Here is a 25164-nt window from a genome sequence, read left to right as displayed (position 1 = left end):
TCAATATTTTCTAATACAAGTGGGTGAAGAATTTTGCAACGCACTTTAAAATGGTTTGCTACAACAACAACGATTGCCATGCTATTTGTATTAATCGGGGGGGCATTAGTTACAAAAACAGAATCCGGAATGGGCTGCGGGCGTTCCTGGCCCCTTTGCAACGGCCAACTCATTCCATCGACGATTACCCCAGAACTGGTAATTGAGCTCAGTCACCGACTAGTATCTGGCCTTGCCGGGGTGATGGTGCTCGTTCTCTCGGTTTGGACTTGGCGAACAATCGGCCACATTCGTGAAACAAAATTTTTGGCGAGCGTTTCTTTTATCTTTCTTGTTCTTCAAGGACTCATCGGCGCAGCGGCGGTCGTATGGGGACAATCCGCTGCTGTCCTTGCCCTTCATTTCGGCATCTCGCTTATTTCGTTCGCCTCTGTTTTTCTACTTACGCTGCTTATTTTTGAGGTCGATAAGAAGTTTGACGCCGATTCCTTGATCATTGATCGCAAAATGAAGGTTCATATTTATGGCATTATCGCTTACTGCTATATTGTGGTTTATACAGGAGCGCTTGTACGTCATAAACAAGCAAGTTTAGCTTGTCCCAGCTGGCCGCTTTGCGCCAAAACGCGTCCGTTTCCTGTCCAGCTTCACGAATGGATTCAAATGGGACACCGTCTTGCCGCTGGCTTGATTATTATTTGGATTTTGTTCGCTACGATTCGTGCGATTAGATACCACAAACATCAACGTGTGATTTACTGGGGATGGATCGCATCTCTCGTTCTTGTCCTGTTGCAAATGATCACCGGTGCACTGATTATTTTTACACAATTAAATTTATACATTGCGCTCGCTCACGGATTTTTCATTTCCTGCTTATTCGGTGTCCTTAGCTATTTATTGCTTCTGGCAACAAGAAGCAAACGAAACGAACAACAGCTATCCTTGCATAAGCAATCTGTCATTGGCATAAAAAAAACAGGCGCTAGAACCTCCTAGCGCCTGTTTTTTTATTTAGTTAATTCAATTAATAAATCTCCTGCCTGAATCGCATCTCCATTTTTTACATAAATATCTTTCACTGTTCCTGAGAATGGTGCTTGTACAGTTGTTTCCATTTTCATTGCCTCTGTTATCATTAAATGATCGCCTTTATTCACCTTTTCTCCTTGCTCCACAAGCACTTTTACAACCGTACCAGGCATTGTCGCTGCAATATGGTTTGGATTGCTTTTATCTGCTTTAATCCGTTCCGCAACGGCAGCTTTAATACTCTCATCGCGTATGACAACCTCGCGCGGCTGACCGTTTAATTCGAAATAAACGATGCGTGTTCCATCCGCCTGCGGCTGTCCGATCGATACAAGCTTCACAATGAGCGTTTTCCCTTTCTCAATTTCTACTTCAATTTCTTCGCCAAGTCTCATCCCGTAAAGGAAGGTTGGCGTATCAAGAACGGAAATATCGCCAAATTTATCAACCGTCTGTGTATACTCTACGAACACTTTTGGATAAAGTGCATAAGCAATCGCATCAAAATCAGTCACTTGTCTTCCTAACATATGGAATAGCTCTTGCTTCATTTTTTCAAAATCCACTGGTTCAAGCAATTCGCCCGGTCTGACAGTAATCGGTTCGTGCCCTTTTAAAATAATGCGTTGTAGCTCCTTTGGAAAGCCGCCTGGCATTTGTCCCAAATATCCTTCAAATAGTTCAACGACAGAATCAGGAAAATCGAGCACTTCTCCGCGCTCGTAAATATCTTTTTCCGTCAAATGGTTTTGCACCATATAAAGCGCCATATCTCCTACCACTTTAGAAGAAGGAGTCACTTTCACGATATCGCCAAACAGGTCGTTTACACGACGGTACATCTCTTTTACTTCATCCCAACGATCACCAAGTCCCACCGCTTTCGCTTGCTGCTGCAGATTGCTATATTGACCGCCAGGCATTTCATGTCTGTATACTTCTGTATGTGGAGCGTTCATGCCGCTTTCAAACTCTTGATAAAAGCTGCGCACATCCTCCCAGTAGCGGGATAAGTGCTCCAAGCCTTCAATGTTAACCTCTGGAGCGCGCTCTGTTCCTTCTAGCGCATAATATAGCGTATTCGCGCTCGGCTGCGATGTTAATCCTGCCATTGAGCTAACGGCTACATCGACGATATCAACTCCTGCCTCGATGGCTCTCGCATACATATAAATGCCATTGCCGCTCGTATCATGTGTATGAAGATGGATCGGAATATGAACCGTTTCTTTTAAAGCGGAAATGAGGGCATAAGCAGCTTGCGGTTTTAAAAGCCCCGCCATATCTTTAATCGCCAAAATATGAGCTCCTGCCTGTTCAAGTTCTTTTGCTAGCTCTTTATAATACCCAAGACTATATTTTGGTCGATTCGGATCAAAAATATCTCCGGTATAACAAATGGCAGCCTCAGCGATTTTCCCTGTTTGTCTAACGGCATCAATCGCCACAGTCATTCCTTTGACCCAGTTTAAGCTGTCGAAAATGCGAAAAACATCAATTCCTGCTTGTGCTGATTTTTCAACAAACTCGCGAATGACATTATCCGGATAGTTTTTATAGCCAACTGCATTCGCTGAGCGCAACAGCATTTGAAACAATATGTTCGGAATTCGCTCGCGCAGCTTTAATAGGCGATCCCAAGGATCCTCTTTTAAGAAGCGGTAGGCAACATCAAACGTTGCTCCTCCCCACATTTCAAGCGAAAATAAATTAGGCAATAGATGCGCAGTCGGTTCAGCAATATGGAGTAAATCCGTAGTCCGCACGCGCGTAGCAAGCAACGATTGATGAGCATCACGGAATGTCGTATCTGTGAGCAGCACTTGATTTTGCTCTTTAATCCAACTGACAAGTCCCTCTGCGCCTCTCTCATCTAAAATTTGCTTTGTGCCATGAGCAAGCGGCTGTAACGGATCAATTTTTGGAATTCGTGGCTTTTCAAAAACCGGTTTCTTTTTCTTTCCAATTCCAGGAAAACCATTCACCGTTACATTTCCGATATAGGTGAGCATTTTGGTTCCCCTGTCTTTTCTTTTCGGGAAGACAAAAAGCTCTGGCGTCGTATCAATAAACGATGTATCGTACTCTCCAGATAAAAACTTTGGATGTTGTACAACGTTTTCCAAGAAAGGGATATTGGTTTTTATTCCGCGAATGCGGAATTCGCGCAAGTTGCGCAACATCTTTCTGGCTGCTTGCTCGAAAGTCAGCGCCCATGTTGATAATTTCACAAGCAAAGAGTCATAATACGGCGTAATGACTGCGCCTTGGAATCCGTTTCCGGCATCCAACCGCACGCCAAAGCCACCGCCTGAACGGTAGGCCATAATTTTTCCCGTATCAGGCATGAAGTTGTTTAGTGGATCCTCCGTCGTCACCCGTGATTGAATCGCATAGCCGTTAATTTGAATATCCTCTTGCTGAGGGATACCGATTTGTTCACTGTGCAATGAATGGCCTTCCGCAATTAAAATTTGCGACTGGACAATATCGACTCCCGTAATCATCTCCGTAATCGTGTGCTCTACCTGAACACGCGGATTTACTTCGATAAAATAAAATTGGTCTCCTGCAACAAGAAATTCGACTGTTCCCGCATTGACATACGCAACATTTTTCATTAGTTTGACCGCCGCTTCACAAATACGTTGGCGAAGCTCGGCCGATAACGAGACGCTCGGAGCGATTTCAACAACCTTTTGATGACGGCGCTGTACCGAACAATCCCTGTCATACAGATGCACAATATTTCCATCGTAGTCCCCTAAAATTTGGACTTCGATATGCTTCGGATTTTCAATTAGCTTCTCAACATATACCTCATCGCTACCAAATGCTGCTTTTGCTTCTGATTTTGCACGTTCATAAGCTTCTTTCACCTCTGCTTTTGAACGCACAATCCGCATGCCGCGGCCGCCTCCGCCCAAAGCAGCTTTAATAATGATTGGGTAGCCATGCTGCTCGCCAAAGCGAACCACTTCTTCCAAGCTATGTACGGGACCATCGCTTCCAGGAATGACCGGAATACCGGCTAATTCTGCTTGACGGCGGGCTTTTACTTTATCACCGAACATATCTAAATGTTCTTCATTCGGTCCAATAAAAACGATTCCTTCCTCTTTGCATCGTTTGGCAAACTGAATGTTTTCCGAAAGGAATCCGTATCCCGGATGAATCGCATCGACATTATGTGCCTTCGCAATTTCAATAATTCCTTCGATATCCAAATAGGCTTCGATCGGCTTTTTGCCTTCTCCAACTAAATAGGCCTCATCTGCTTTATAGCGGTGATAAGAGCCGGCATCCTCTTTTGAGTAAATCGCAACGGTTCGAATGCCTAGCTCATTGCAGGCGCGAAAAACACGAATCGCGATTTCGCCGCGGTTTGCTACTAATACTTTCTGAATTCGACGTGTACTCATTTTTTTGTTCCTCTCCTCCTTTCTAATAAAACTATAACGGTTTTGCAAATTTGTAAATATGCTTTCTAAAAAGTCAGACCTCTTTTTAACGGTTTTTTTGCATGATCAACGTGTTGTTCTTTATGTTTATACTTCGCTTCATATTTAACAAACATCGAAATATTGACCATAATCCCAAGCGATGTCATAAAAAGAATGAGCGCAGACCCTCCGTAGCTTACTAAAGGCAAAGGGACACCTGTGATCGGAATCAAACCTGTTACACCTCCAACATTGATGAACGTTTGAATTCCAATCATCGAAGAAATACCAATAGCAAGCAAGCTGCCAAACGCATCATTGCATTTTCTGGCAATCATGAATCCCTTTAGAACAATAAAAGCTAGCAGCAGCAAAACAAAAGCCACCCCAAATAAACCTAATTCCTCCGCGATCACTGCGATAATAAAATCGGTATGCGACTCAGGCAAATACCCATACTTCTGAATACTTTGCCCTAATCCCAGCCCTTTTAATCCGCCAAGGCCAATCGCCAAATATGAATTCACCAATTGAAATCCCTCATCGTCTGCATACTTAAATGGATTAACAAAGCTATAAAACCGCGACAACCGTTCTGGAGAAAAAATTTCATCCCAAATAAACGGAAGCGAAACAGGAGCGACCACCGCTGCCACCATCATAAAAAACAGCAGCTGCTTCCACAGCAAACGAAAGCTTAAACCCGACGATAAAATCACACAAGAAGCAATCAGCAACACAATCATGGCTGTTCCAAAATCGGGCTGAATGGCAATAAGAAAGCAGATCCATAGTGTATAATAAATTGGAAATAACTGTCCTTTAACCGGTTCCGCCAGCTTTTTTTGCTTATTGGCAAATACTGCTGCCAAATAAATAAGCAAGCTTAACTTGACAAGCTCAGCAGGCTGAATGCTAAAGAATCCGAGTTTAAACCAGCTTGTGGCATTATTGGCAGTATGGCCGAGAAATGCCACAGCAATTAAAAGGATCGGAGAAGCAAAAAAGATCCCTTGAATGACTTTTTTCCCCATCCATACCTTATAAGGAACAAGCATCGTGATTAAAAAACAAATTCCTGAGGCAGCCAACCACATTTTTTGTTTTTGAAAAAAGTAATCGCTTGCCACTCCATAACGTGTAACCGCTGCGACCATACTTGAGCTGTATACCATAACCAATCCAAATATCGCCAGCATCCAAACGGCAATGATCAGCGGATAATCATATGATTTAACAATATTCTTAAAGAGTTGTTTATTCATCTTTCCTCTTCCCTACCAAATGTTATACTATAGTTACTAAGAAACATTCGTAATAAGATTGCGTTTTCCTTCCAAAAACGCAAAAACTCAAACGATTGCCGCAAATTCAACCGTTTGAGTTCATGTTTATCATTATCGTACGCGTTTTTTTGTAGAAGCTTCATGAAGCATTGAAAGCTCCCGTTCCAATGTATCAAGAATCGCTTTTCCATCCTTTGCATCGACCAGCCCCAACCGAATCGCAAAATCAATTTCACGCGATAAACCAAACATTTGCGTGTCAAGTACTTCTTCGTAAAGAGGGCACTGGGGCATTGTCAAGTTATCCATTTGCACTTGAATGAGCTTAACAATCTTATCCGCGTCTGTTTTAAGAAGCGCGTACGCTTTTTCACGATAATTAATCGTATCGTCCGTCACATCGATCCCTCCGTTCTCCCCTAATCCTTCTATAAATCTTAACGTGAATCGAAAAATTTTGCAAGATGAAAGACTTGTCACAAATGATCGGACATGACAAAATATTCATTTATCATTATACTAAAAACAGTACAAGATGAAAGAGGAGAGAGCAGCTATGGATCGTATTATTCCAATTAAAGGTAAGGTTAAGTTTTCCATAACCTTGGATCCCGGTGTATGGATTTTTGATGACCGCAAAGTTGACTTGCATACTTACTTTTCAGGACAGACAGAAAAAGCCGAAAAAGAGGATGAAATTCAAAAAATATCGGCATACTGGGACCGAGAAATTCAAGAAGGCGCATATTTTCCGCCAACCCTAAAAACAGAAAAGAAATTTGTCAAAGAAAAGATCATTACTGGAACATTCGGAATGCCGCTCGCTCCATTTTTAAACAATGCCGAAGTGCTAGATGATGCAACAGAGCTAATGATTGTCACCGACAACGGTAAATTCACAATTCCGCTTCAACAAGCCTACCAACTTGTTCTCGGCTTTTCGAAAGATGGAAAGCCTTTAAAAGAAGATGGGCCTGTCCACGTATATTTCGGAGACGGCTCAAACCAGAACACCCCCATCACTCATGTACGTGAGTTGATCATTCAGTGATACCGGCCATCGCAGCTGTCCGTCAGCAACGGACAGCTGCGATGGTAGACAAAGTCCATTTTGAATTTGTCTACCATCCTTTATCCAGCATAAGGACATAAGTGAATGGATTTTAGATTTGTGTTGATGCCCCAGTAAAAACGAAGGGATATCACTCGCTGCTTCCTAGCTTTTCTGCCGAAGCCGGCAAGCCCTTTATGAACAACGAACGCTTTGCGGGCCATTCCGTTGCCTGCTGGCGTTCCTGTTCGGGAGAAGAGGCAGAAAAAGCTGGGGATTGAACTAGGACAATCAGTAGTTTTTAGTAAAACAATGAATAAGCAGCACTTGTGATTTTATGAAGTATTTATATCATAGTAAATCAGCGGCCAGCTGCGCTAATCCAGAACGTTCCCCTTTGATTAAGCGAACATGACCAGCAATCTTTTGCTCTTTAAATTTTTCCACGACATATGTTAACCCATTGTTGTATTCATCTAAATATGGATGATCAATTTGCTCTGGATCGCCCATTAAAATAATTTTGCTTTTCTCACCAACGCGCGTAAGGATTGTTTTCACCTCATGCTTTGTTAGATTTTGCGCTTCATCAATAATAATAAACTGCTCAGGCAAGCTGCGGCCGCGTATATACGTGAGTGCTTCCACTTCAATGGAGCTCATGCCGGCTAAAATCGCATCAAGCTCTCCAGGCTTTTTTGTGTTAAATAAATATTCAAGGTTATCAAAAATCGGCTGCATCCACGGCCTCAATTTTTCTTGCTTTTCTCCCGGCAAAAATCCGATATCCTTGCCAACCGGAACAATTGGTCTTGCTACAAGCAGTTTCTTATATGTTCCCAAATCTTCTGTCTGCATCAATCCGGCTGCTAATGCAAGGAGCGTTTTTCCTGTTCCAGCCTTGCCAATAAGAGTGACAAGCGAAACATCCTTGCGCATGAGCAGTTCAAATGCCATCGTTTGCTGAACATTGCGCGGACGAATCCCCCACACATGATCATAATGGAAAAGCAGCTTCTTCACTTTTTTTCCGGAGTGATCAACAATGCCAATAGCCGATGCTGAGCTGCCAAGCGCATCTTTGATAATAATAAACTGGTTTGGATAAAATGGATGGTTGGCGATTTCCGAAAGAACAATTTCGCCCTTTTCATAAAATCGTTTTAAATGGTCCATGCTGATATACAGTTCAAGAAAGCCTGTATAAATGTGATCGATATCAACCACACGATCGCTCAAAAAATCCTCTGCCTGCAATCCAATGGCATCCGCTTTCACGCGAACAAGCGCATCTTTACTTACTAAAATCACTAAACGCCCATTTTCTTTTGTTTGCTCTTCAAGAGATAAATTTTTCGCAACCGCTAAAATACGATTATCATTCGTTTTTTCAACGAAGATTTCTTGCAATTGATGAAAGGAGCGATGATTCAATTCAATACGCAGCACTCCTCCATTATCAAGTAAAATTTTTTCATGCAGCTTTCCATTTTCTCGCAAGCGGTCAATCAGTTTCGATACTTGCCGCGCATTTCTCCCAACCTCATCCATATATCGCTTTTTTGAATCCACTTCTTCTAACACAACAGCAGGAATGACCACTTCATTGTCTTCAAATGAAAAAATGGAGTAAGGATCTTGCAAAAGTACGTTAGTATCAAGTACATATATTTTATTCCCCAAATTTCCACGCCCCCATTTCATTATATTGGTTAAATTTTTTTGGACGGGATTGATGTTATATACTATGAGCCAATGTATAAAGATAGAAGGTGATTCACAAAATAAAGTTAAAAACATTAGAGGTGCTTAAATGATGAATGCTCGCTCTTTTTTCAGCTTTATCCTTCCTTTTTTTGTTCTGATGGGATGCAGCATGAGTAATGACAAACAAGAAATACCAAATCGCTCCTTTGTTCATGTGAAAAATACAACGAATGAAAAGATTGAAAATAAATCCGGTCAGCAAATTGCCCATCATTTAGCCGATTTAGCAGACCGCGTTCCAAATGTGAATGATGCAACAGCTCTCATCGTCGGAAAATATGCGATTGTAGGGATCGATATTAATGATAATATGGATACTTCACGCGTCGGTACAATTAAGTATTCGGTGGCTGAAGCTTTGCAAAAAGATCCTTACGGGGCCAATTCGATTATTATTGCTGATCCCGATTTATATGCACGATTAAAAAATATCGTCCGCCAAGTCGACAATGGACGGCCTGTACAAGCTTTTATGAACGAAATTGCTGCTATTGTAGGTCGGGTAATGCCAGAAATTCCAAGCGATTTATTGCAAACGAAAAATCCTTCACCGACTAATACAAATGACTCCGAGTTAAACAAGCAGGAGGAAAAACAGCTCAATCAGCGTCAGGATAAGCAATCGAACCATTACTTAAACAAATAGAGCCTAGCCGAAATTGGCTAAGCTCTTTTTTATGCATTCCGTAGCGCTGTCATCACTTGATTATCCAACTTGGCAGCAGCCTGCGCATCATAGGTTTTTTCATACTTCGGCTCCACCGAGATTTTTGAGCCATAAAACATAACATCGCGCACTTCCACAATATCCAACTCCACTAACGCAAGCTTCAGAGGCACTCCTTCCATTTTCTCGGCTTTAATGCTCGCTCGGCCGCTGATGGCATAAGTCGATTCATTCGCGATAACATTTACAACAACAAGAGGATTTTTCTGGATATTTTTCACAATCCGTGAACGATTATCAACAGCAAAATAAAGACGCTCTTCGTCCGGCGCGAAAATCCAAGAAATTGAACTCACATTCGGGCCTCCTGTTTCGTGATCGATTGTCGCAAGCGTGACAAATCGTTCCTTTTGCAGTGCTTGAAACAGCGGTTCAATTAGCTTTTTCTCTACTGCATTTGCCATGAAAAATTCCTCCCAAATGTTCATTATGTTTTAATCATACCCATTTTCTCCAAAAAGGAAAAGAGAAATGATATAATGAAAATAAAAGCGCGAAGATAAGCATCGGAATATGGCTTGGATTAAAGCCTCTCTGTTGCGCAACTGCGTTCCCTACCGATGATATGCAAATAAAAGACTGACTTGAACTAACGAGGTGGATGATGAGAGTTAAATGTGTTCTCTGTGAGCAAATGGATACCATTGATGATGAATCCCTGCTTGCCAAACGGCTGCGCAACCGTCCAATTCATACATATATGTGCGAACAATGCCACGAACGGATTGCGGAAAAAACAAAAGCGCGGCTTGCGACAGGAAAATTCCGCATCTATCGTTCATCAGAATCACATGATGAATGGTAAAAAGCACCGGATGCCGGTGCTTTTTTGTTATTTCGCTAAAACAAAAGTTCATTATCGTCTCTTCCTCGACCGTCAAGAAATGCGAATTCTACTTTATAACTGGGCTATAAATCCAATGCATGCGTTGAAGCAGACTAAAAACACAAGAAGCATGGCTTACGGCGGAAACCGATCTGTATTTCTATAGCAAACAAATGACGGACGATCCGTTTTCTCTGCTCGGATCATATAAAGCGTCAGTTCTCATATATCCTTAGGATAGTTCGTATATTTTTCGGGCTCGCTTTGAATTTGCTCAAGCATCCCTTCAATGAATTCGACCGGAAACCGTGTGGCTTGCTCTTTTCCGCCTTTTTGGTAACTCACAATGTACATTTCTTCTTCTTTTACAAAAGCTACCTTTTCGATTTGAAAGTCAATCTTTAATATATTTTTAAAAAGTTGTGCCGTGTCTTGTGCAGCATGGTCTTCAGGCCGGGCATCCGCCACCACTTGAATCGTCAACCAATTGTACAGGGCATCTTGTAATGATTTCATGATTTTACCGCTCCTACTCACCGGCATTCATTTTTTGCTGCTGCGACTGACGCAAGCGAATCTTATAAATAATCAATACAATGGCCGCTATCACCAGTCCTTCAGCAATCGGCAAAAAGACAGCGAAAAATGTTAAAATTGTACAGCCGAGCGCAAGCAGAACATAAATAATGACGTTTTTTAACAAAGGAAGCTGTTTAGCAAAACCAAGACGATAAACAATAGCCGATAAAATAAAAACCGTGATATAAAGAAGCCACATTCCCCGTTCGGGATTGTCATGCACCTGATATAACGAAGCAAAAAAGGAAAGCCGCTCCATCACATTCATCCTTCTCCCCCCCCTTTTTTTATCTTGCTTGCTCGGCTGCTTTCTTTTTCTTGGCCAGCTTCTCCCGTTCGTTTTTATCTAAAATTTTCTTCCGTAAACGAATGGATTTTGGCGTTATTTCACAATATTCATCATCATTTAAGTACTCGAGTGCTTCTTCAAGCGTCATCAGCCGCGGTTTTTTCATGGTCACCGTCTGCTCTTTCGTAGATGAACGAATGTTGGTTGCGTGCTTTACTTTGCAGATATTGACGACTAAATCATTCTCGCGCGTATGCTCGCCAACAATCATGCCTTCATACACTTCTGTTCCCGGCTCGACAAAGATCGTTCCCCGATCCTCGACCTGCATAATGCCGTACGATGTCGCTTTACCTGTCTCCATTGAAATCAGGACACCTTGTCTCCGTCCGCCGACCAATCCTTTTTGTACAGGAGCATAATGATCAAATGAGTGATTTAAAATTCCGTATCCTCGAGTTAAGGACATAAATTCTGTTCGATAGCCGATTAAACCGCGAGCCGGAACCATAAAAATCAAACGGACCTGCCCATTTTCGTTATGAATCATATCCGCCATCTCCCCTTTACGCATGCCAAGCGATTCTATAATCGCTCCTGTATATTCCTCAGGGATATCAATTTGTACCCGCTCTATTGGCTCAGACAGCGTTCCATCCATTTCCTTCATAATAACCTCTGGCTTCGATACTTGCAATTCAAAGCCTTCCCGCCTCATATTTTCAATTAAAATGGATAGGTGGAGCTCTCCTCTTCCTGAGACAATCCAAGCGTCAGGAGAATCTGTATTTTCTACTCTCAGACTAACGTCGGTTTCCAATTGCATTCGAAGGCGCTCTTCAATTTTTCGGGCCGTGACGTGCTTTCCTTCTCTTCCGGCAAATGGGCTATTATTGACTAAAAAAGTCATTTGTAATGTCGGCTCATCAATATGCAGTGCCGGCAACGCCTCCTGATGCTCGACAGGGCAGACCGTCTCTCCCACATTAATATCCTCCATCCCTGATACAGCAATAATATCTCCTGCTTCTGCTTCGGTGATTTCTATTCGTTTTAATCCAATAAAACCGAATAGCTTCGTCACCCGAAACGTCTTCACCGTACCATCGAGCTTCATTAAGGCCACTTGCTGCCCCATTTTAATTGAACCGCGAAACACTCGGCCAATTCCGATTCTTCCTACATAATCATTGTAATCAAGCAACGCTACTTGAAACTGCAAAGGCTCGTTCCGATTATTGATAGGAGCTGGTATGTGTTCAATAATGGTTTCAAACAATACCGACATATCCGCTTCCTGCTTGTCCGGATCAAGGCTGGCAGTTCCATTTAAAGCAGAGGCGTACACAACCGGAAAGTCCAGCTGTTCCTCCGATGCGCCAAGTTCAATGAATAAATCAATGACTTCATCAACCACTTCTTCCGGCCGAGCAAATTCACGGTCGATTTTATTGACAACAACAATCGGTGTCAGCTGCTGTTCGAGCGCCTTTTTCAACACAAAGCGAGTCTGTGGCATGCAGCCTTCATATGCATCGACAACAAGCAGAACACCGTCAACCATGCGCATAATCCGTTCGACTTCTCCGCCAAAATCCGCATGTCCCGGGGTGTCCAAAATATTAATACGTGTATCTTTATAATGAATCGCTGTATTTTTAGCCAAAATAGTAATCCCGCGTTCTCTTTCTAAATCATTACGATCCAATGCCCGTTCCTGCACCTGTTCATTTGCGCGGAAGGTTCCTGACTGGCGCAATAACTGATCCACCAACGTCGTTTTGCCGTGGTCAACATGGGCAATAATAGCAATATTTCGCAAATCTTCTCGCCGTTTCACCTTTTTCACTCCTATGTGTAAATTGCTCGTTTATTATATCATAAAGATCATAGAAAAGCGGAATATTTTCGTGTAGACTGAATAAAGAAGAGAAAAGATAATGAAGAAGGGAGATTTTCATGAAATCGTTTCAGCCGATCTTTTTGCTGTTTGCAATCTTAGCAGCTTCCTCCATTATGGCTATTGGCATTTTTATCGCTGAACAAAGCGTGATCGGTATCATTATTTCATTCCTTATCTTTATCATCATCATGGGGACTGGATTTGCTGTGAAAAAACGAAAGCGGCAAAAGGGAACATTATAAACCGGGACAAACAACAGCTTGTCCCGGTTTCATTTCCGGATGTATTGCTGCAAAATCTCACGATGGAGCCCTGGCTTCGATACAAATACAGAACTCGGACCGAGAAGATCCAGCGGTTCACCATCTATATTCGTCACAAGCCCGCCCACCTCTTTAATAATGACAAGACCGCCGGCAAAATCCCATGGCGATAGCCTCATTGTCAAATAGGCATCAAGACGCCCCGCAGCAATATATGCCATTTCTAACGCAGCGGAACCATATGAGCGCGTTCCTCTGACTTCTTGTACAAGCCGGGCCAATTGTTTCGGATCGACTTGTTTATTTTCAATAATCCAAGATGCATTTAAGCAAATAATCGCTTCTGGAATGGATACAGGTTGCAACACTGGCAGCGGCTGATCGTTTAAAAAAGCGCCCTTGCCTTTTTGAGCATAATATAGCTCATCATGCACAACATCATACACATATCCAAGCATCCCTATACCATCTGCAAAAATGCCAATGGAAATCGCAAAATTGCGGCGTTGATGAATAAAGTTCATCGTTCCATCGATCGGGTCAATAATCCAAACTATGCCATCAAGCGCGGATATACAATCGCCAAATCCCTCTTCTCCCAAGACGCGATGGGAAGGAAAGGTTTGTCTGATTCGTTCAATAAAAAATTGCTCAACTTCTTTGTCCACATTCGTAACTAAGTCGCTGCGGCTTGATTTCGTTTCAATCGTTAGCGTTTTCCGAAAGGCTTGATGAATGCGTTCACCTGCTTCTTTTATCCATTCCTTGGCGCACTTGTCGATATGCTCCCAATTTGTGCTCATTTTACTCCTCCTAAACAAAAAAATAGTCATAAGCTTGTATGTACGAATATAAATTAGAATAGTGCAATTTGGTATATTCAGCAAGAAAAAACGAACCGCATCGTGCGTGGTTCGCCATATGATTGTCTTTTTATAATTGAAGACGCATAAACTCTTGGCGCAGCCTCTCTAATTTTCTTTTGCATTCCTGTTTTTTTTCTTCATCATTTTCCACCATCGCCTCATAAAGAGTCGCTAATTCATAATCAAGTTCAAGGCGCAATACCGCCATTCGTCTTTCGCCATCCGACCGTTTTAATGAATTGACTGTTTTTTTCATTCACACCATTCCCCCTTTCTTTTGTCCATTCTCGACCCAAATAACGAAATTTTCTGATAGTTGTTGTTTATATATATTTATGTCAAGAAAGGGGGCTATGCAACAAATTTGTGTATTCGTCTAATTATTTTTCATTTCCTTGAATCCAGTCGCCATTTTTGGCTTCCTTTGCTTTTTTAACCACTTGATAAGACGAATACCCGCTCGCCTTTTCAAACTCATCACAAAGCTTTTTTTCCTCGCTTTTGCTCGGGACAATTTCTTTAAATCGACGGTACAGGCTCATGAATTGTTCCCGCTCTATTCCCCGTTCGTATGCGGTTTCAATCGCTTCAAAAAATTTAATCACATCAATAACCTCTTGCGTTGTCCAATCATAAGAAAATGGGTATGAGTAATCCACGATCTTTTTCACCTCCGCTGTTAGTTTGTCCATTTGTTGCGAATTTGTTCCGCTTCCCGAATCATCCGCTCCAACAGCTCTGCCACAGTCGGAACATCATGAATCAGCCCCATTACTTGTCCTGCCCACGCAAACCCCTCACTCGTTTTTCCGTCATAAATAAATCGGCGATTGGCTTCTCCGCTTATGTATGTTTTCAATTGCTCATATGTTCCGCCTTGCTGCTCAATCTGTAAAATTTTTTCCGTCCACTCATTGGCAATGGCCCGTCCAGGAGCGCCTAAGCTGCGTTTAATAACAACTGTATCACTTTCTGATCCCTTAACAAGCATTTCTTTATACAACGGATGGGCGTGGATACATTCTTGTGTCGCAATGAAGCGCGTGCCCATCTCAATCCCTTCTGCACCAAGAGCTAACGCAGCCATGAGCCCTCGGCCATCTCCAATTCCTCCCGAAGCAATCACTGGAATCGATACAGAATCGACGACTTTTGGAATCAATACAAAGGTTCCTATATCATATTTTCCTAAATGGCCGCCTCCTTCCTGCCCAACCACCATCACTGCATCAGCGCCCAATTCCTCCGCTTTGACCGCCTGCCGCACAGCCGCAACAAGCACTAGCTTTTTCACATTCACTCCCTTTAGCTGTTCGAAAAATGGAGCGGGGTTTCCGCCTGTAACCGATATAACCGGTACCTGCTCTTCAATGGCCGCCTCCAGCATGTGTGAAAATGGCCGCCCATGCTGCCCAATCGCGAAATTCACTCCAAACGGCCGATCGGTTTTTTCTTTGACTTTTTTGATCTCAGCGCGCAAAGCATCAGGAGACGGAAGAGACATCGCCGTAATCTGTCCTAAGCCTCCAGCATTAGAAACGGCAGCCGCTAAATCAGCATAAGCCAAATACGCCAATCCTCCTTGTATAATTGGATACTGAATCCCTAGCAGTTCTGTCACTCTTGTTTTCCAACTCATCTTGTTCCCTCCTCATTTGATAAGGCTGTTCATTCATTGCAGCCAGTTTTTCTCCTTTTTCATCATAGTCCTAGCGACAAAAAGGCATTTGCGGCCCTCCTTTTAGCATGAACGCAAGCCATCACCAGCCTGTCCTGATCGCTAAAGCCTATAAATGCAAAAAGCATTTTTATATTAAGTATACTATCTTTCTTGATAAGCTGGCGATTTTCCTGTTTATCTGTTTGTTATTTATCAATCACATGCTGAATCGATCATGCCAAGGCGTGACTGACCGTTGACTCTCTAGAGATTTTTAGACTGCACGCATATCACCCTTTACTTATATACATGAGAAAAAACGCCATGATGCAAGCGACAAAAATCCTATAGAAAAAAGGTGGCTGATTTGTCAAAAATGATTCTTTGCAAACAAATAAATAAGTGCTATAATGCATTTGTTTTATTTTTATGCAAAAAGAGGTGTGAGGAAGAATTGTCACAGTATGAAACGCCGTTATTTACCGGACTGCTAGAACATATGAAAAAAAATCCGATCCAATTTCACATTCCGGGCCATAAAAAAGGAGCAGGAATGGATCCTCAATTTCGCCATTTTATCGGCGAAAACGCATTAGCAATTGACTTAATTAATATTGGACCGTTAGACGATTTGCACCAGCCAAAAGGCATCATTAAACACGCCCAAGAATTAGCAGCTGAGGCCTTTGGTGCTGATTATACGTTTTTTTCTGTACAAGGAACAAGCGGGGCAATTATGACAATGGTGATGTCCGTAGCAGGTCCTGGTGATAAAATCATTGTTCCTCGCAATGTGCATAAATCGGTGATGTCCGCGATCGTTTTTTCTGGAGCGACTCCGATTTTCATTCATCCTGAGGTTGATAAAGATCTTGGCATTTCGCATGGAGTTACACCAGAATCGGTAGAAAATGCCTTAAGGCAGCATCCTGATGCAAAAGGAGTACTCGTGATAAACCCTACTTATTTTGGCATTGCTGGCGATCTGAAAAAAATTGTGGACATCGCCCACGCTTATCATGTTCCCGTTCTTGTTGACGAGGCGCATGGCGTGCATATTCATTTTCATGAAAGATTGCCGATGTCGGCCATGCAAGCGGGAGCGGATATGGCAGCAACAAGTGTCCATAAGCTCGGCGGCTCGATGACGCAAAGCTCTATTTTAAATGTCCGCGAAGGGCTTGTATCCGCTAAACGTGTTCAAGCGATTTTAAGTATGCTCACGACGACCTCTACGTCCTATTTGCTGCTCGCTTCTTTAGATGTCGCACGCAAACGCTTAGCCACAGAGGGACGAGAGCTTGCTGAAAAAGCCATTCAGCTAGCTGAAATGATCCGGGAGCAAATTAATCAAATTCCTCATTTGTACTGTGTAGGAAAAGAAATTTTAGGCACAACCGCAACATACGATTATGATCCAACCAAATTAATTATTTCTGTTAAAGAGCTTGGACTAACCGGTTATGACGTCGAAAACTGGCTGCGCCAAATGTATAATATCGAAGTAGAGTTATCTGATTTATACAATATTCTATGTATTATCACACCTGGAGACACGGAGAAGGAAGCAGATATTTTGATAACGGCTCTTCGTCATTTATCAGAGGAGTTTCGCCATCAAGCAGATAAAGGAATCAAACCGAAAGTATTGCTGCCGGATATTCCTTCTCTCGCTTTTACGCCGCGCGACGCGTTTTATTCAGACACAGAAGTCGTACCGTTCGAAAAATCAGCTGGAAGAATTATCGCTGAATTTGTGATGGTTTATCCTCCAGGCATTCCCATTTTTATTCCTGGAGAAATTATTACAGAAGAAAATTTAGCCTACATTAAAAAGAATTTAGAAGTAGGATTACCGGTGCAAGGGCCTGAAGATGATACACTGCAGACATTGCGCGTGATTAAAGAGGTTCAATCCCTATAAAAAGTACCATGTGGTAGACAAAGTAGAGATTTACTTTGTCTACTATTTTTTTAGATCCAGCCGTTTCAATATTTTTCGATATCAAACGGTCTGAAACAACTGACAGGCAATCGATGCAGAATGAAAGCACTTGCCAACAACCTGAGAACACAAGTCGATGGATCAGCCTGTGTTTTTTATAACAAAAAAAACGCATGCTTCTCCCGTTCGCATGCGTTTTCTTTATTTTGAAACCCTTCCCCCATCTTTTGACCGTGACTTATTGGTTGTCATCTATTTTGTCATGTGTGCATTCTGCACATTTTCCATAAAGTGTTGTTACTTTTTCATCTTCAAAATGTCCAATTGTCGAATTGCACGTTTGACAAACGATTGTACCCATCCATACAACTCCTTTATGATGACTTAATGACTGACTGATTTAATAATAATATATCACATTAAGGGTGTCAATGGTTATTTTGTATGTCACATTTTTAAAAAAAGATACAAAAAAAGCAGGCATTGATGCCTGCTTTTTTTCTCTCCTGTTTTAGTAATCATACTCGGGATGCAGCGGTGCTGGTGGAATAAGATCAGAAAAGAAATCAGCCAAATCGGCAGTCTGACTTGCTGTATCAATACGAAAAATATTCTGTAAGTATTCATGGTTTTCTACATCTCTTGGATCGAGGAGAGCGGAACGTCCAGTTTGCATACAAATGACAAGCGGTTTACCAAAAAACAAGTTTGTATACACGATTCCGAAATCATAGCGTGTGTCCTTCGTGGCAAATCCCACAAATTGGACCTTCACTTGTTCGTGTTCGTCATACAACTTATCTACTAAATCCATAAACTCCCCTCCTTTTAAATATACTGAATTTTATTATAATTCAGTATATTTAAAAAATCAATAGAAAATTTTTTCTACTAATGCTAAAATGCGATTAGAGAGGTGATCATTTATGTCAACCCATGCATACATAAAGCTCGTTCCTGCTTCACGGCAAAAGACGGTAACGCTCGAAGAAGTAAAAAAGCTGCTCGATTCATATCAAGAGATGACAAAAAAGACAGGAGAACAATTAGGTTGGGAATATAAAGAAGCTGCTTTTCCGTATGAAATCATGGAAGTGAACACTGAAAACGGCTCTTGGCTTTATTTAAAAGGAAAAAATGGACGCTACCAAGCCATTTTCATTGGTGTCGGCCAAACGCAGCAAAATGAAACAGAAGCAAGTTCCTTTATTCAAATTACCCTCCCTAACGGAGCCACTCACGGAGATAAAGGAAAGGCCAATGAATTTTGCAAATTTTTAGCCAAAAAGCTTGAAGGAGAACTCCATTTATTTAATGGACGCATCATGTATTTTTATAAACGATAAAATGATAGAGAAAATCCCATTTTAATTTTATGTACAAGGGATGTTGATTGTCTAATTGACATCCCTTGATTCTTAGTGCCGTAGTGGGCAAGCGATGTGCTTGCCCACTACGCATGTTTATAACCTAACCATACTTTCTCAAATCAGAACACCAACTGGCTCGTTCACTTGCGTTCGCTGTTTGAGGACAAAGGCAGAAAAGCCTGCGTTTAGCTAGATGATTTAGTATTTTCAGCCACACTTTTATGTTTGTCCCCTATCATTTTGATCCCCCATTCATTCCACTTCAGACTGGCTTGTCATTGCTTGATCAACAAGTTGTTCACGGGCGGACAAGCGCAGCCAGTGACGCAGAATATAAAAGCGCTTATCAATGAAACGATAGCCAAATAGCGATCGTTTTCTTTATTGATGAAACAGAGCTTCAGCCTCTCCTTTCCTCCAACCGTCCAAAAGGGGAATTCTGCTTTCGAATCAGCTGTATGTCCATCTTCTGTCGTATCTATGATCTGATTAAGAAAGCCTGTAAGTCGGCTAAAAGAACGAGGAAAACAATGGGCTTCTGTCAGAACAACCATTTATATTTACAAACGATCATGCTTCCCAGACAAGCCGCTGACAACTAAAATAAATAATCGCCGTCAGCAAGGTAATCCATATGGCTTTCTTTGTGCGCAATCCCATTTTTCTCGCCAGCAAAAAAGCAAAATACAAAAATATGCAAAGCAACAAACCCCGGAACAGCGGGCGATCGCGGCCAGACAACCATTCAATGAGTGAAAAGCTGCTCCAAATCATCATCTGCGACAAAAAAACAACATATTCTTTCATTGGACGATCCCCTTTTTTCTTTATACCATAACGATATGAAGCAAAAAGAAAAATTAGTCGCAGTCAATAGATAAAAAAAGGACATCCCTTCTGCTGGGATATCCTTTGATGCTTTTACTTAATAATATGAATCGGACTGCCAAGAACAGCTTCAGCTGTTTCCATCGCAATCTCGCCTAATGTTGGATGGGCATGAATCGTCATGGCCACATCTTCCGCCGTCATTCCCGCTTCAATAGCAAGACCAAGCTCAGCAATCATATCAGAGGCATTTGGTCCAACAATTTGCGCACCGATTACAACACCGTCTTCTTTACGCACGACAAGCTTCATAAAGCCATCCGTATCGTTTAATGCGAGCGCTCGTCCGTTTGCTGCAAATGGGAATTTAGCGGTTAGAACTTCAATTCCTTCATTCTTCGCTTGCTGTTCAAAATATCCGACAGAAGCACACTCAGGATCTGAGAAGACAACAGCAGGAATCGCTAAATAATCGATTTCAGATGGATGTCCCGCAATCGCCTCTGCCGCAATTTTCCCTTCATAGGACGCTTTATGAGCAAGCGGCGGGCCTTGAACGATATCGCCAATCGCATAAATATTTGGAACGCTTGTGCGGCATTGTTTGTCAACCTCAATGAGCCCGCGCTCTGTCATTTTGATGCCTACTTGTTCTAGGCCAAGTTCATCCGTATTCGGACGTCTTCCAACGGTTACAAGCACATAGTCCGCATCGATTGTTTTCGTTTCACCTTTGCTTTCAAATGTAACCGTTACACCGTCTTCCCGTTCCTCAACACCTTTTGCCAACGCATTCGCAAAGATTTCTACACCTTTTTTCTTCAAGCGGCGTTTAACAATGGCGCTCATTGATTTTTCAAAACCGGATAAAATTTCATCTGCACCTTCAAGAATCGTCACTTGTGTGCCAAAGTTCGCATACGCTGTGCCTAATTCTGTTCCGATATATCCACCGCCGATGACAACCATGGATTTTGGAATTTCAGGGAGATTTAATGCCCCTGTTGAATCAAGGACGCGCTTCGAAAATTTGAATGCTGGAAGCTCAATGGGACGAGAGCCTGTCGCAATAATCGCGTTTTTGAATTTATATGTTTGTGCGCTGTTTTCTGTCATCACACGCACCGTGTTAGCATCAACAAAATAAGCCTCGCCGCGGACAATCTCAACCTTATTTCCTTTTAGAAGCCCTTCAACGCCGCCAGTTAATTTTTTTACAACGCTAGCTTTCCATTCTTGCACTTTTGTGAAGTCAACTGTGACATTCTCCGCTTTAATTCCCATGTCCTCTGAATGCTTCGCCGCTTCGTAGCGATGAGCAGCTGAAATTAAAGCCTTGGATGGGATGCATCCTACATTTAAGCAAACACCGCCTAGGTTCGCCTTTTCAACAATTGTTACCTTTTGGCCCAATTGAGCTGCGCGAATGGCAGCAACATATCCACCAGGCCCTGCGCCAACGACAAGAGTTTCTGTTTCGATTGCAAAATCACCGACTACCATTGTTTTACGCCTCCATTAATAATAATTCTGGATCATTTAACAGACGTTTAATATGGTTCAATGCATTTTGTGCTGTTGCTCCGTCAATCATGCGATGGTCAAAGCTTAATGACAAGGCTAATACCGGAGCAATGACAATTTCTCCATCGCGAACGATAGGTTTTTCAGAAATACGGCCAATACCCAAAATCGCTACTTCCGGATGGTTAATAACCGGTGTGAACCATTGTCCCCCAGCAGAACCAATATTCGTAATCGTGCAGGACGCGCCTTTCATTTCAGCTGGAAGAAGCTTACCTTCGCGCGCTTTTGTTGCAAGCTCGTTAATTTCTTTGGCAATTGCAAACATTGATTTACGATCCGCATGCTTCACAACAGGAACAAGAAGGCCTTTATCTGTGTCAGCCGCTATGCCAATATTGTAATAATGCTTGTGGACAATTTCTTCTGTAGCATCATCAATCGACGTATTCAGCGTTGGAAATTCACGCAATGCCGATGTTAATGCTTTTACAACATAAGGAAGGAATGTGAGTTTGATTCCTTTCTGTGCTGCAAGATCTTTGAATTTCTTGCGGTGTGCCACCAATTTTGTCACATCTACTTCGTCCATCAATGTGACATGTGGAGCCGTATGCTTAGAGTTAACCATCGCTTTAGCAATTGCGCGACGGATACCGCTCATTTTCTCGCGTGTTTCAGGGAACTCTCCCTCAAGCACAGCTGGTTGTGGTGCTGCTTTTGACGCCGCTTTTTCTTCTGATTGCTCTGCTGGAGCTGTTGAAGAAGCTTCTGCTTTCGGCGTTGCGGCACCTCCCGCTAAAAATGCATCAATATCGCTTTTAAAAATACGACCATTTTTTCCTGTCCCTTGCACAAGACGGATGTCAATTCCTTTTTCCCGAGCGTATTTCCGTACAGATGGCATCGCAATGACGCGGCGATTCGGGTCCGCTTCAGCCGCCGCTGAAGAGGCTTCCTGCGCTGGAGCAGCTTCCTGCTTTGGCTCTTCTGCTGCTTTTGGTTCGTCATGATCCTGTCCCTTAAATTTTAAGTTTTCGTACCCCGGTGCGTCAAATTTAATTAATGTTTGACCAACCGTTGCAACCGTTCCTTCGTCTACTAAAATTTCGAGCACTTTTCCTTTGACAGGAGAAGGGATTTCTACAACCGCTTTATCGTTTTGCACTTCACAAAGCACATCGTCTTCGTTGACTTCATCCCCAGGCTTCACAAACCATTTGACAATCTCGCCTTCATGAATGCCCTCGCCGATATCTGGTAATTTAAATTCAAACGCCACTGTTTGTCGACCTCCTAATTGTTTCCAATGTGCTAGAGGAGGAATTTTCCTCCTCTTTCGCTTAGAAATTCATGACTTTTTTCACCGTTTCGATCACATCTTTGAAGCTTGGCAACCAAACAGGCTCTGCTTGAGAGAATGGATAAACCGTATCTGGAGCTGCTACGCGCAATACCGGAGCCTCTAGGCTTAAAATCGCGCGTTCATTAATTTCCGCTACCACATTCGCAGCAATTCCCGCTTGTTTTTGTGCTTCTTGAACAACAACAGCTCTGCCTGTTTTTTCTACAGATCCGATAATCGTTTCAATATCTAATGGCTGAACGGTGCGCAAATCGATCACTTCTGCAGAAATCCCTTCTTTTTCAAGTTCTGTTGCTGCTTTTAATGATTCATGAACCATCGCGCCGTAAGCAATAATGGATACATCTTTTCCTTCCCGCTTAATATCCGCTTTGCCAATCGGGATGGTGTATTCTCCTTCTGGAACTTCTTGGCGGAATGAGCGATATAATTTCATGTGCTCCAAGAAAATAACTGGATCGTTATCACGAATGGCAGAAATCAACAATCCTTTTGCATCATATGGAGTAGAAGGAATAACCACTTTTAATCCAGGCTGCTGTGCTACTAATCCTTCTAAGCTGTCCGCATGCAATTCAGGTGTATGAACGCCGCCGCCGAATGGAGAACGAATCGTAATTGGAGCATGGTAGCGTCCACCTGAACGATAGCGCATACGAGCCATTTGTCCGGAAATGGAATCCATGACCTCATATACGAAGCCAAAAAACTGAATTTCAGGAACCGGACGAAATCCTTCGAGCGCAAGACCGATCGCAAGACCGCCAATTCCAGATTCAGCAAGCGGTGTATCAAATACACGTTCTTCCCCAAATTCCGCTTGCAAGCCTTCTGTCGCGCGGAATACGCCGCCGTTTACTCCAACGTCTTCCCCAAACACCAACACGTTCGGATCGTTTTTTAATTCGATGCGCAATGCATCCGTGATTGCTTGAATCATTGTCATTTGCGCCATGGCCTATTTCGACTCCTTCTCTTTATAAATTTCATATTGTTCTTTTAAATGAAACGGCATCTCTTCATACATGATGCTCATTAAATCCGTTACTTTTTGTTTCGCTGTTTCGTCTGCTTTTTTGATCGCTTCTTTAATATCTTCTTTCGCTTGCTCAATTACGCTGTTTTCTTCAGCTTCGCTCCAAAGACCTTTTTTCTCCAAAAACTTGCGGAAGCGAACGATCGGATCTTTTTTCTCCCACTCGTTTTCAAGTTCTTTTGTGCGGTAACGAGTTGGATCGTCCCCAGCCATTGTATGTGGACCGTAACGGAAGCACAATGTTTCGATCAGCGTTGGACCTTCCCCATTAACCGCGCGCTCACGAGCTTCACGCACAGCTACGTAAACAGCTAATGGATCCATGCCATCCACTTGAATGCCAGGAATACCCGCTGCTGCGGCTTTTTGAGCGATCGTTTTTGCTGCTGATTGCTTTTCTACTGGGGTCGAAATCGCAAAACGGTTGTTTTGCACAACAAAAATAGCAGGGGCTTTAAACGCTCCGGCAAAGTTCATTCCTTCATAAAAATCGCCTTGGGAAGCTCCGCCATCGCCTGTGTATGTAATGGCTACCGCTTTTTTGCCGCGCTTTTTCATTCCTAAAGCAACGCCGGCTGTTTGAATGATTTGCGCTCCGATAATAATTTGTGGCGGCAATACGTTAACGCCTTCAGGAATCTGATTGCCATGAAAATGGCCACGCGAGAATAAAAAGGCTTGATAAAGCGGAAGTCCATGCCAAATCATTTGCGGTACATCACGATAACCAGGCAAAATGAAATCTTCTTTTTCAAGCGCAAATTGGCTTGCAAGCTGGCTTGCTTCTTGACCAGCCGTTGGCGCATAAAATCCTAAGCGTCCTTGGCGGTTTAACGAGATCGAACGTTGATCAAGCACGCGTGTATAAACCATTCGACGCATTAATTCTTTTAGTTGCTCATCGCTTAAATTCGGCATCGCTGCTTCGTTTACAACTTCGCCTTCTTCGTTTAAGATTTGGAAAGTCGGAAATTGCTCAGCCACTTTTTCGAGCTGCTTCTTCAAATTGAATACGGATGTTTTCGCACCCATTCCATTCACCTCTACCTTTCTTGTATATAAAGTAAAATCAACCATACCAAGCATCTGCAAGCACTTTCATACAGCATTAATTTACCCAAATTCCGCTATAAACAGACAATATTTGCCGGCCGTCTGCACATGATGTGGCAGGATTACGAGAATCAAAAAAACTGTATCAATGTTTTTACAAATAAAATTAGTACAATGATTATTTGCAACTTCAAGTTTACACCTTCTTAACCCATCCGTCAATTACTTTGATTTCTCGAATCGTCCCCATACATATATTGTAAACGAAAACAATCTGTTATAATATATAAATGATGTTGTGTTATATTCTGTTATAGTATATTAAGGCATTAAAAAAAGCTGCCTTTTCG

At 42.4% G+C, this 25164-nt stretch carries 26 protein-coding genes; 7 read left to right on the top strand and 19 right to left on the bottom strand.

What is annotated here, in order from left to right:
• Positions 1-33: 33 nt before the first annotated feature.
• Complete coding sequence (locus AT864_RS04980; RefSeq protein ID WP_156450496.1) at positions 34-999, top strand: heme A synthase; 966 nt, start codon at positions 34-36, stop codon at positions 997-999.
• 11 nt (positions 1000-1010) lie between these two features.
• Here AT864_RS04980 and pyc read toward each other — a convergent pair whose 3' ends face one another.
• From pyc to AT864_RS04965, 3 genes are all read right to left on the bottom strand, one after another.
• Complete coding sequence (gene pyc / locus AT864_RS04975; RefSeq protein WP_066147078.1) at positions 1011-4454, bottom strand: pyruvate carboxylase; 3444 nt, start codon at positions 4452-4454, stop codon at positions 1011-1013.
• Positions 4455-4519: 65 nt separating this feature from the next.
• Complete coding sequence (locus tag AT864_RS04970; protein ID WP_066147076.1) at positions 4520-5740, bottom strand: FtsW/RodA/SpoVE family cell cycle protein; 1221 nt, start codon at positions 5738-5740, stop codon at positions 4520-4522.
• A 132-nt stretch (positions 5741-5872) separates the two neighbouring features.
• A complete protein-coding gene (locus AT864_RS04965; RefSeq protein ID WP_044746631.1) occupies positions 5873-6160 on the bottom strand; it encodes a YlaN family protein in 288 nt (95 codons plus the stop codon).
• Positions 6161-6317: 157 nt separating this feature from the next.
• Between AT864_RS04965 and AT864_RS04960 the strand changes: the two genes are divergently transcribed.
• Complete coding sequence (locus AT864_RS04960; RefSeq protein ID WP_066147074.1) at positions 6318-6812, top strand: hypothetical protein; 495 nt, start codon at positions 6318-6320, stop codon at positions 6810-6812.
• A 351-nt stretch (positions 6813-7163) separates the two neighbouring features.
• Here AT864_RS04960 and AT864_RS04955 read toward each other — a convergent pair whose 3' ends face one another.
• The gene (locus tag AT864_RS04955; RefSeq protein ID WP_139788082.1) at positions 7164-8495 is read right to left on the bottom strand and encodes a PhoH family protein; all 1332 of its coding nucleotides are present in this window, start codon (positions 8493-8495) and stop codon (positions 7164-7166) included.
• A gap of 133 nt (positions 8496-8628) precedes the next feature.
• Between AT864_RS04955 and AT864_RS04950 the strand changes: the two genes are divergently transcribed.
• On the top strand, positions 8629-9225 hold the full coding sequence (locus AT864_RS04950; RefSeq protein ID WP_066147702.1) for a YhcN/YlaJ family sporulation lipoprotein: 597 nt from the start codon (positions 8629-8631) through the stop codon (positions 9223-9225).
• A 29-nt stretch (positions 9226-9254) separates the two neighbouring features.
• Here AT864_RS04950 and AT864_RS04945 read toward each other — a convergent pair whose 3' ends face one another.
• Complete coding sequence (locus AT864_RS04945) at positions 9255-9710, bottom strand: pyridoxamine 5'-phosphate oxidase family protein (RefSeq protein ID WP_044746633.1); 456 nt, start codon at positions 9708-9710, stop codon at positions 9255-9257.
• A 200-nt stretch (positions 9711-9910) separates the two neighbouring features.
• Between AT864_RS04945 and AT864_RS17480 the strand changes: the two genes are divergently transcribed.
• Positions 9911-10111 carry a YlaI family protein gene (locus AT864_RS17480; protein WP_066401576.1) on the top strand — a complete coding sequence of 67 codons (201 nt, stop codon included), beginning with the start codon at positions 9911-9913 and terminating at the stop codon, positions 10109-10111.
• A gap of 243 nt (positions 10112-10354) precedes the next feature.
• Here AT864_RS17480 and AT864_RS04935 read toward each other — a convergent pair whose 3' ends face one another.
• Genes AT864_RS04935 through typA form a run of 3 tightly spaced genes read right to left on the bottom strand, consistent with a single transcriptional unit; the run spans position 10355 to position 12840 of the window.
• Positions 10355-10648 carry a hypothetical protein gene (locus AT864_RS04935; protein ID WP_066147070.1) on the bottom strand — a complete coding sequence of 98 codons (294 nt, stop codon included), beginning with the start codon at positions 10646-10648 and terminating at the stop codon, positions 10355-10357.
• Between the two features lie 13 nt (positions 10649-10661).
• Positions 10662-10979, bottom strand: coding sequence for a YlaH-like family protein (locus AT864_RS04930; RefSeq protein ID WP_066147068.1), 318 nt, complete (start codon positions 10977-10979; stop codon positions 10662-10664).
• A 19-nt stretch (positions 10980-10998) separates the two neighbouring features.
• Positions 10999-12840, bottom strand: a complete 1842-nt coding sequence (typA, locus tag AT864_RS04925; RefSeq protein WP_066147066.1) for a translational GTPase TypA — start codon at positions 12838-12840, stop codon at positions 10999-11001.
• Positions 12841-12959: 119 nt separating this feature from the next.
• Between typA and AT864_RS04920 the strand changes: the two genes are divergently transcribed.
• A complete protein-coding gene (locus AT864_RS04920) occupies positions 12960-13145 on the top strand; it encodes a DUF5325 family protein (protein WP_066147064.1) in 186 nt (61 codons plus the stop codon).
• A 29-nt stretch (positions 13146-13174) separates the two neighbouring features.
• Here the strand turns inward: AT864_RS04920 and AT864_RS04915 are convergent, their stop codons facing one another.
• From AT864_RS04915 to AT864_RS04900, 4 genes are all read right to left on the bottom strand, one after another.
• Positions 13175-13969: an inositol monophosphatase family protein gene (locus tag AT864_RS04915; RefSeq protein ID WP_066147062.1), complete on the bottom strand. Its 795-nt coding sequence runs from the start codon at positions 13967-13969 to the stop codon at positions 13175-13177.
• A 130-nt stretch (positions 13970-14099) separates the two neighbouring features.
• The gene (locus tag AT864_RS04910; RefSeq protein ID WP_044746640.1) at positions 14100-14288 is read right to left on the bottom strand and encodes a hypothetical protein; all 189 of its coding nucleotides are present in this window, start codon (positions 14286-14288) and stop codon (positions 14100-14102) included.
• Between the two features lie 124 nt (positions 14289-14412).
• Positions 14413-14691 (bottom strand): UPF0223 family protein, encoded by a 279-nt coding sequence (locus AT864_RS04905; RefSeq protein WP_044746768.1) that lies wholly within the window; start codon positions 14689-14691, stop codon positions 14413-14415.
• A gap of 20 nt (positions 14692-14711) precedes the next feature.
• Positions 14712-15671, bottom strand: a complete 960-nt coding sequence (locus AT864_RS04900; protein WP_066147061.1) for a nitronate monooxygenase family protein — start codon at positions 15669-15671, stop codon at positions 14712-14714.
• 475 nt (positions 15672-16146) lie between these two features.
• Here AT864_RS04900 and AT864_RS04895 point away from each other — a divergent pair, with 475 nt between their 5' ends.
• A complete protein-coding gene (locus AT864_RS04895) occupies positions 16147-17616 on the top strand; it encodes an aminotransferase class I/II-fold pyridoxal phosphate-dependent enzyme (protein WP_066147699.1) in 1470 nt (489 codons plus the stop codon).
• Positions 17617-17875: 259 nt separating this feature from the next.
• Here the strand turns inward: AT864_RS04895 and AT864_RS04890 are convergent, their stop codons facing one another.
• Both AT864_RS04890 and AT864_RS04885 read right to left on the bottom strand, forming a co-directional pair.
• Positions 17876-17998, bottom strand: a complete 123-nt coding sequence (locus tag AT864_RS04890; protein ID WP_044746642.1) for a GapA-binding peptide SR1P — start codon at positions 17996-17998, stop codon at positions 17876-17878.
• A gap of 150 nt (positions 17999-18148) precedes the next feature.
• A complete protein-coding gene (locus AT864_RS04885) occupies positions 18149-18451 on the bottom strand; it encodes a DUF3055 domain-containing protein (RefSeq protein ID WP_044746643.1) in 303 nt (100 codons plus the stop codon).
• 112 nt (positions 18452-18563) lie between these two features.
• Between AT864_RS04885 and AT864_RS04880 the strand changes: the two genes are divergently transcribed.
• Positions 18564-18983 (top strand): DUF1885 family protein, encoded by a 420-nt coding sequence (locus tag AT864_RS04880; RefSeq protein ID WP_066147059.1) that lies wholly within the window; start codon positions 18564-18566, stop codon positions 18981-18983.
• A 594-nt stretch (positions 18984-19577) separates the two neighbouring features.
• Here the strand turns inward: AT864_RS04880 and AT864_RS04875 are convergent.
• The 5 genes from AT864_RS04875 to pdhA all read right to left on the bottom strand — a co-directional run bounded on the left by AT864_RS04875 (position 19578) and on the right by pdhA (position 24793).
• Positions 19578-19814 (bottom strand): hypothetical protein, encoded by a 237-nt coding sequence (locus AT864_RS04875; RefSeq protein ID WP_066147058.1) that lies wholly within the window; start codon positions 19812-19814, stop codon positions 19578-19580.
• A 114-nt stretch (positions 19815-19928) separates the two neighbouring features.
• Positions 19929-21338 carry a dihydrolipoyl dehydrogenase gene (gene lpdA / locus AT864_RS04870; protein WP_066147056.1) on the bottom strand — a complete coding sequence of 470 codons (1410 nt, stop codon included), beginning with the start codon at positions 21336-21338 and terminating at the stop codon, positions 19929-19931.
• A gap of 4 nt (positions 21339-21342) precedes the next feature.
• A complete protein-coding gene (locus AT864_RS04865) occupies positions 21343-22641 on the bottom strand; it encodes a dihydrolipoamide acetyltransferase family protein (protein ID WP_066147054.1) in 1299 nt (432 codons plus the stop codon).
• 61 nt (positions 22642-22702) lie between these two features.
• Positions 22703-23680, bottom strand: coding sequence for an alpha-ketoacid dehydrogenase subunit beta (locus tag AT864_RS04860; RefSeq protein ID WP_066147049.1), 978 nt, complete (start codon positions 23678-23680; stop codon positions 22703-22705).
• A 3-nt stretch (positions 23681-23683) separates the two neighbouring features.
• Complete coding sequence (gene pdhA, locus AT864_RS04855; RefSeq protein ID WP_044746649.1) at positions 23684-24793, bottom strand: pyruvate dehydrogenase (acetyl-transferring) E1 component subunit alpha; 1110 nt, start codon at positions 24791-24793, stop codon at positions 23684-23686.
• Between the last annotated feature and the right edge of the window lie 371 nt (positions 24794-25164).

Source organism: Anoxybacillus sp. P3H1B, assembly GCF_001560855.1.
Lineage (GTDB): Bacteria > Bacillota > Bacilli > Bacillales > Anoxybacillaceae > Anoxybacteroides > Anoxybacteroides rupiense.
Note: the sequence above shows the minus strand (reverse complement) of the source record. Positions and strands in the feature narration are given on the sequence as shown.

What these genes read in the sequence shown, in the direction of transcription:
- pyc (WP_066147078.1), bottom strand. Translation starts at nt 4,454, where the DNA reads ATGAGTACACGTCGAATTCAGAAAGTATTAGTAGCAAACCGCGGCGAA.
- AT864_RS04970 (WP_066147076.1), bottom strand. Translation starts at nt 5,740, where the DNA reads ATGAATAAACAACTCTTTAAGAATATTGTTAAATCATATGATTATCCG.
- AT864_RS04960 (WP_066147074.1), top strand. Translation starts at nt 6,318, where the DNA reads ATGGATCGTATTATTCCAATTAAAGGTAAGGTTAAGTTTTCCATAACC.
- AT864_RS04950 (WP_066147702.1), top strand. Translation starts at nt 8,629, where the DNA reads ATGAATGCTCGCTCTTTTTTCAGCTTTATCCTTCCTTTTTTTGTTCTG.
- AT864_RS04945 (WP_044746633.1), bottom strand. Translation starts at nt 9,710, where the DNA reads ATGGCAAATGCAGTAGAGAAAAAGCTAATTGAACCGCTGTTTCAAGCA.
- AT864_RS17480 (WP_066401576.1), top strand. Translation starts at nt 9,911, where the DNA reads ATGAGAGTTAAATGTGTTCTCTGTGAGCAAATGGATACCATTGATGAT.
- AT864_RS04935 (WP_066147070.1), bottom strand. Translation starts at nt 10,648, where the DNA reads ATGAAATCATTACAAGATGCCCTGTACAATTGGTTGACGATTCAAGTG.
- AT864_RS04930 (WP_066147068.1), bottom strand. Translation starts at nt 10,979, where the DNA reads ATGAATGTGATGGAGCGGCTTTCCTTTTTTGCTTCGTTATATCAGGTG.
- AT864_RS04920 (WP_066147064.1), top strand. Translation starts at nt 12,960, where the DNA reads ATGAAATCGTTTCAGCCGATCTTTTTGCTGTTTGCAATCTTAGCAGCT.
- AT864_RS04915 (WP_066147062.1), bottom strand. Translation starts at nt 13,969, where the DNA reads ATGAGCACAAATTGGGAGCATATCGACAAGTGCGCCAAGGAATGGATA.
- AT864_RS04910 (WP_044746640.1), bottom strand. Translation starts at nt 14,288, where the DNA reads ATGAAAAAAACAGTCAATTCATTAAAACGGTCGGATGGCGAAAGACGA.
- AT864_RS04900 (WP_066147061.1), bottom strand. Translation starts at nt 15,671, where the DNA reads ATGAGTTGGAAAACAAGAGTGACAGAACTGCTAGGGATTCAGTATCCA.
- AT864_RS04890 (WP_044746642.1), bottom strand. Translation starts at nt 17,998, where the DNA reads ATGGGTACAATCGTTTGTCAAACGTGCAATTCGACAATTGGACATTTT.
- AT864_RS04885 (WP_044746643.1), bottom strand. Translation starts at nt 18,451, where the DNA reads ATGGATTTAGTAGATAAGTTGTATGACGAACACGAACAAGTGAAGGTC.
- AT864_RS04880 (WP_066147059.1), top strand. Translation starts at nt 18,564, where the DNA reads ATGTCAACCCATGCATACATAAAGCTCGTTCCTGCTTCACGGCAAAAG.
- AT864_RS04875 (WP_066147058.1), bottom strand. Translation starts at nt 19,814, where the DNA reads ATGAAAGAATATGTTGTTTTTTTGTCGCAGATGATGATTTGGAGCAGC.
- lpdA (WP_066147056.1), bottom strand. Translation starts at nt 21,338, where the DNA reads ATGGTAGTCGGTGATTTTGCAATCGAAACAGAAACTCTTGTCGTTGGC.
- AT864_RS04860 (WP_066147049.1), bottom strand. Translation starts at nt 23,680, where the DNA reads ATGGCGCAAATGACAATGATTCAAGCAATCACGGATGCATTGCGCATC.
- pdhA (WP_044746649.1), bottom strand. Translation starts at nt 24,793, where the DNA reads ATGGGTGCGAAAACATCCGTATTCAATTTGAAGAAGCAGCTCGAAAAA.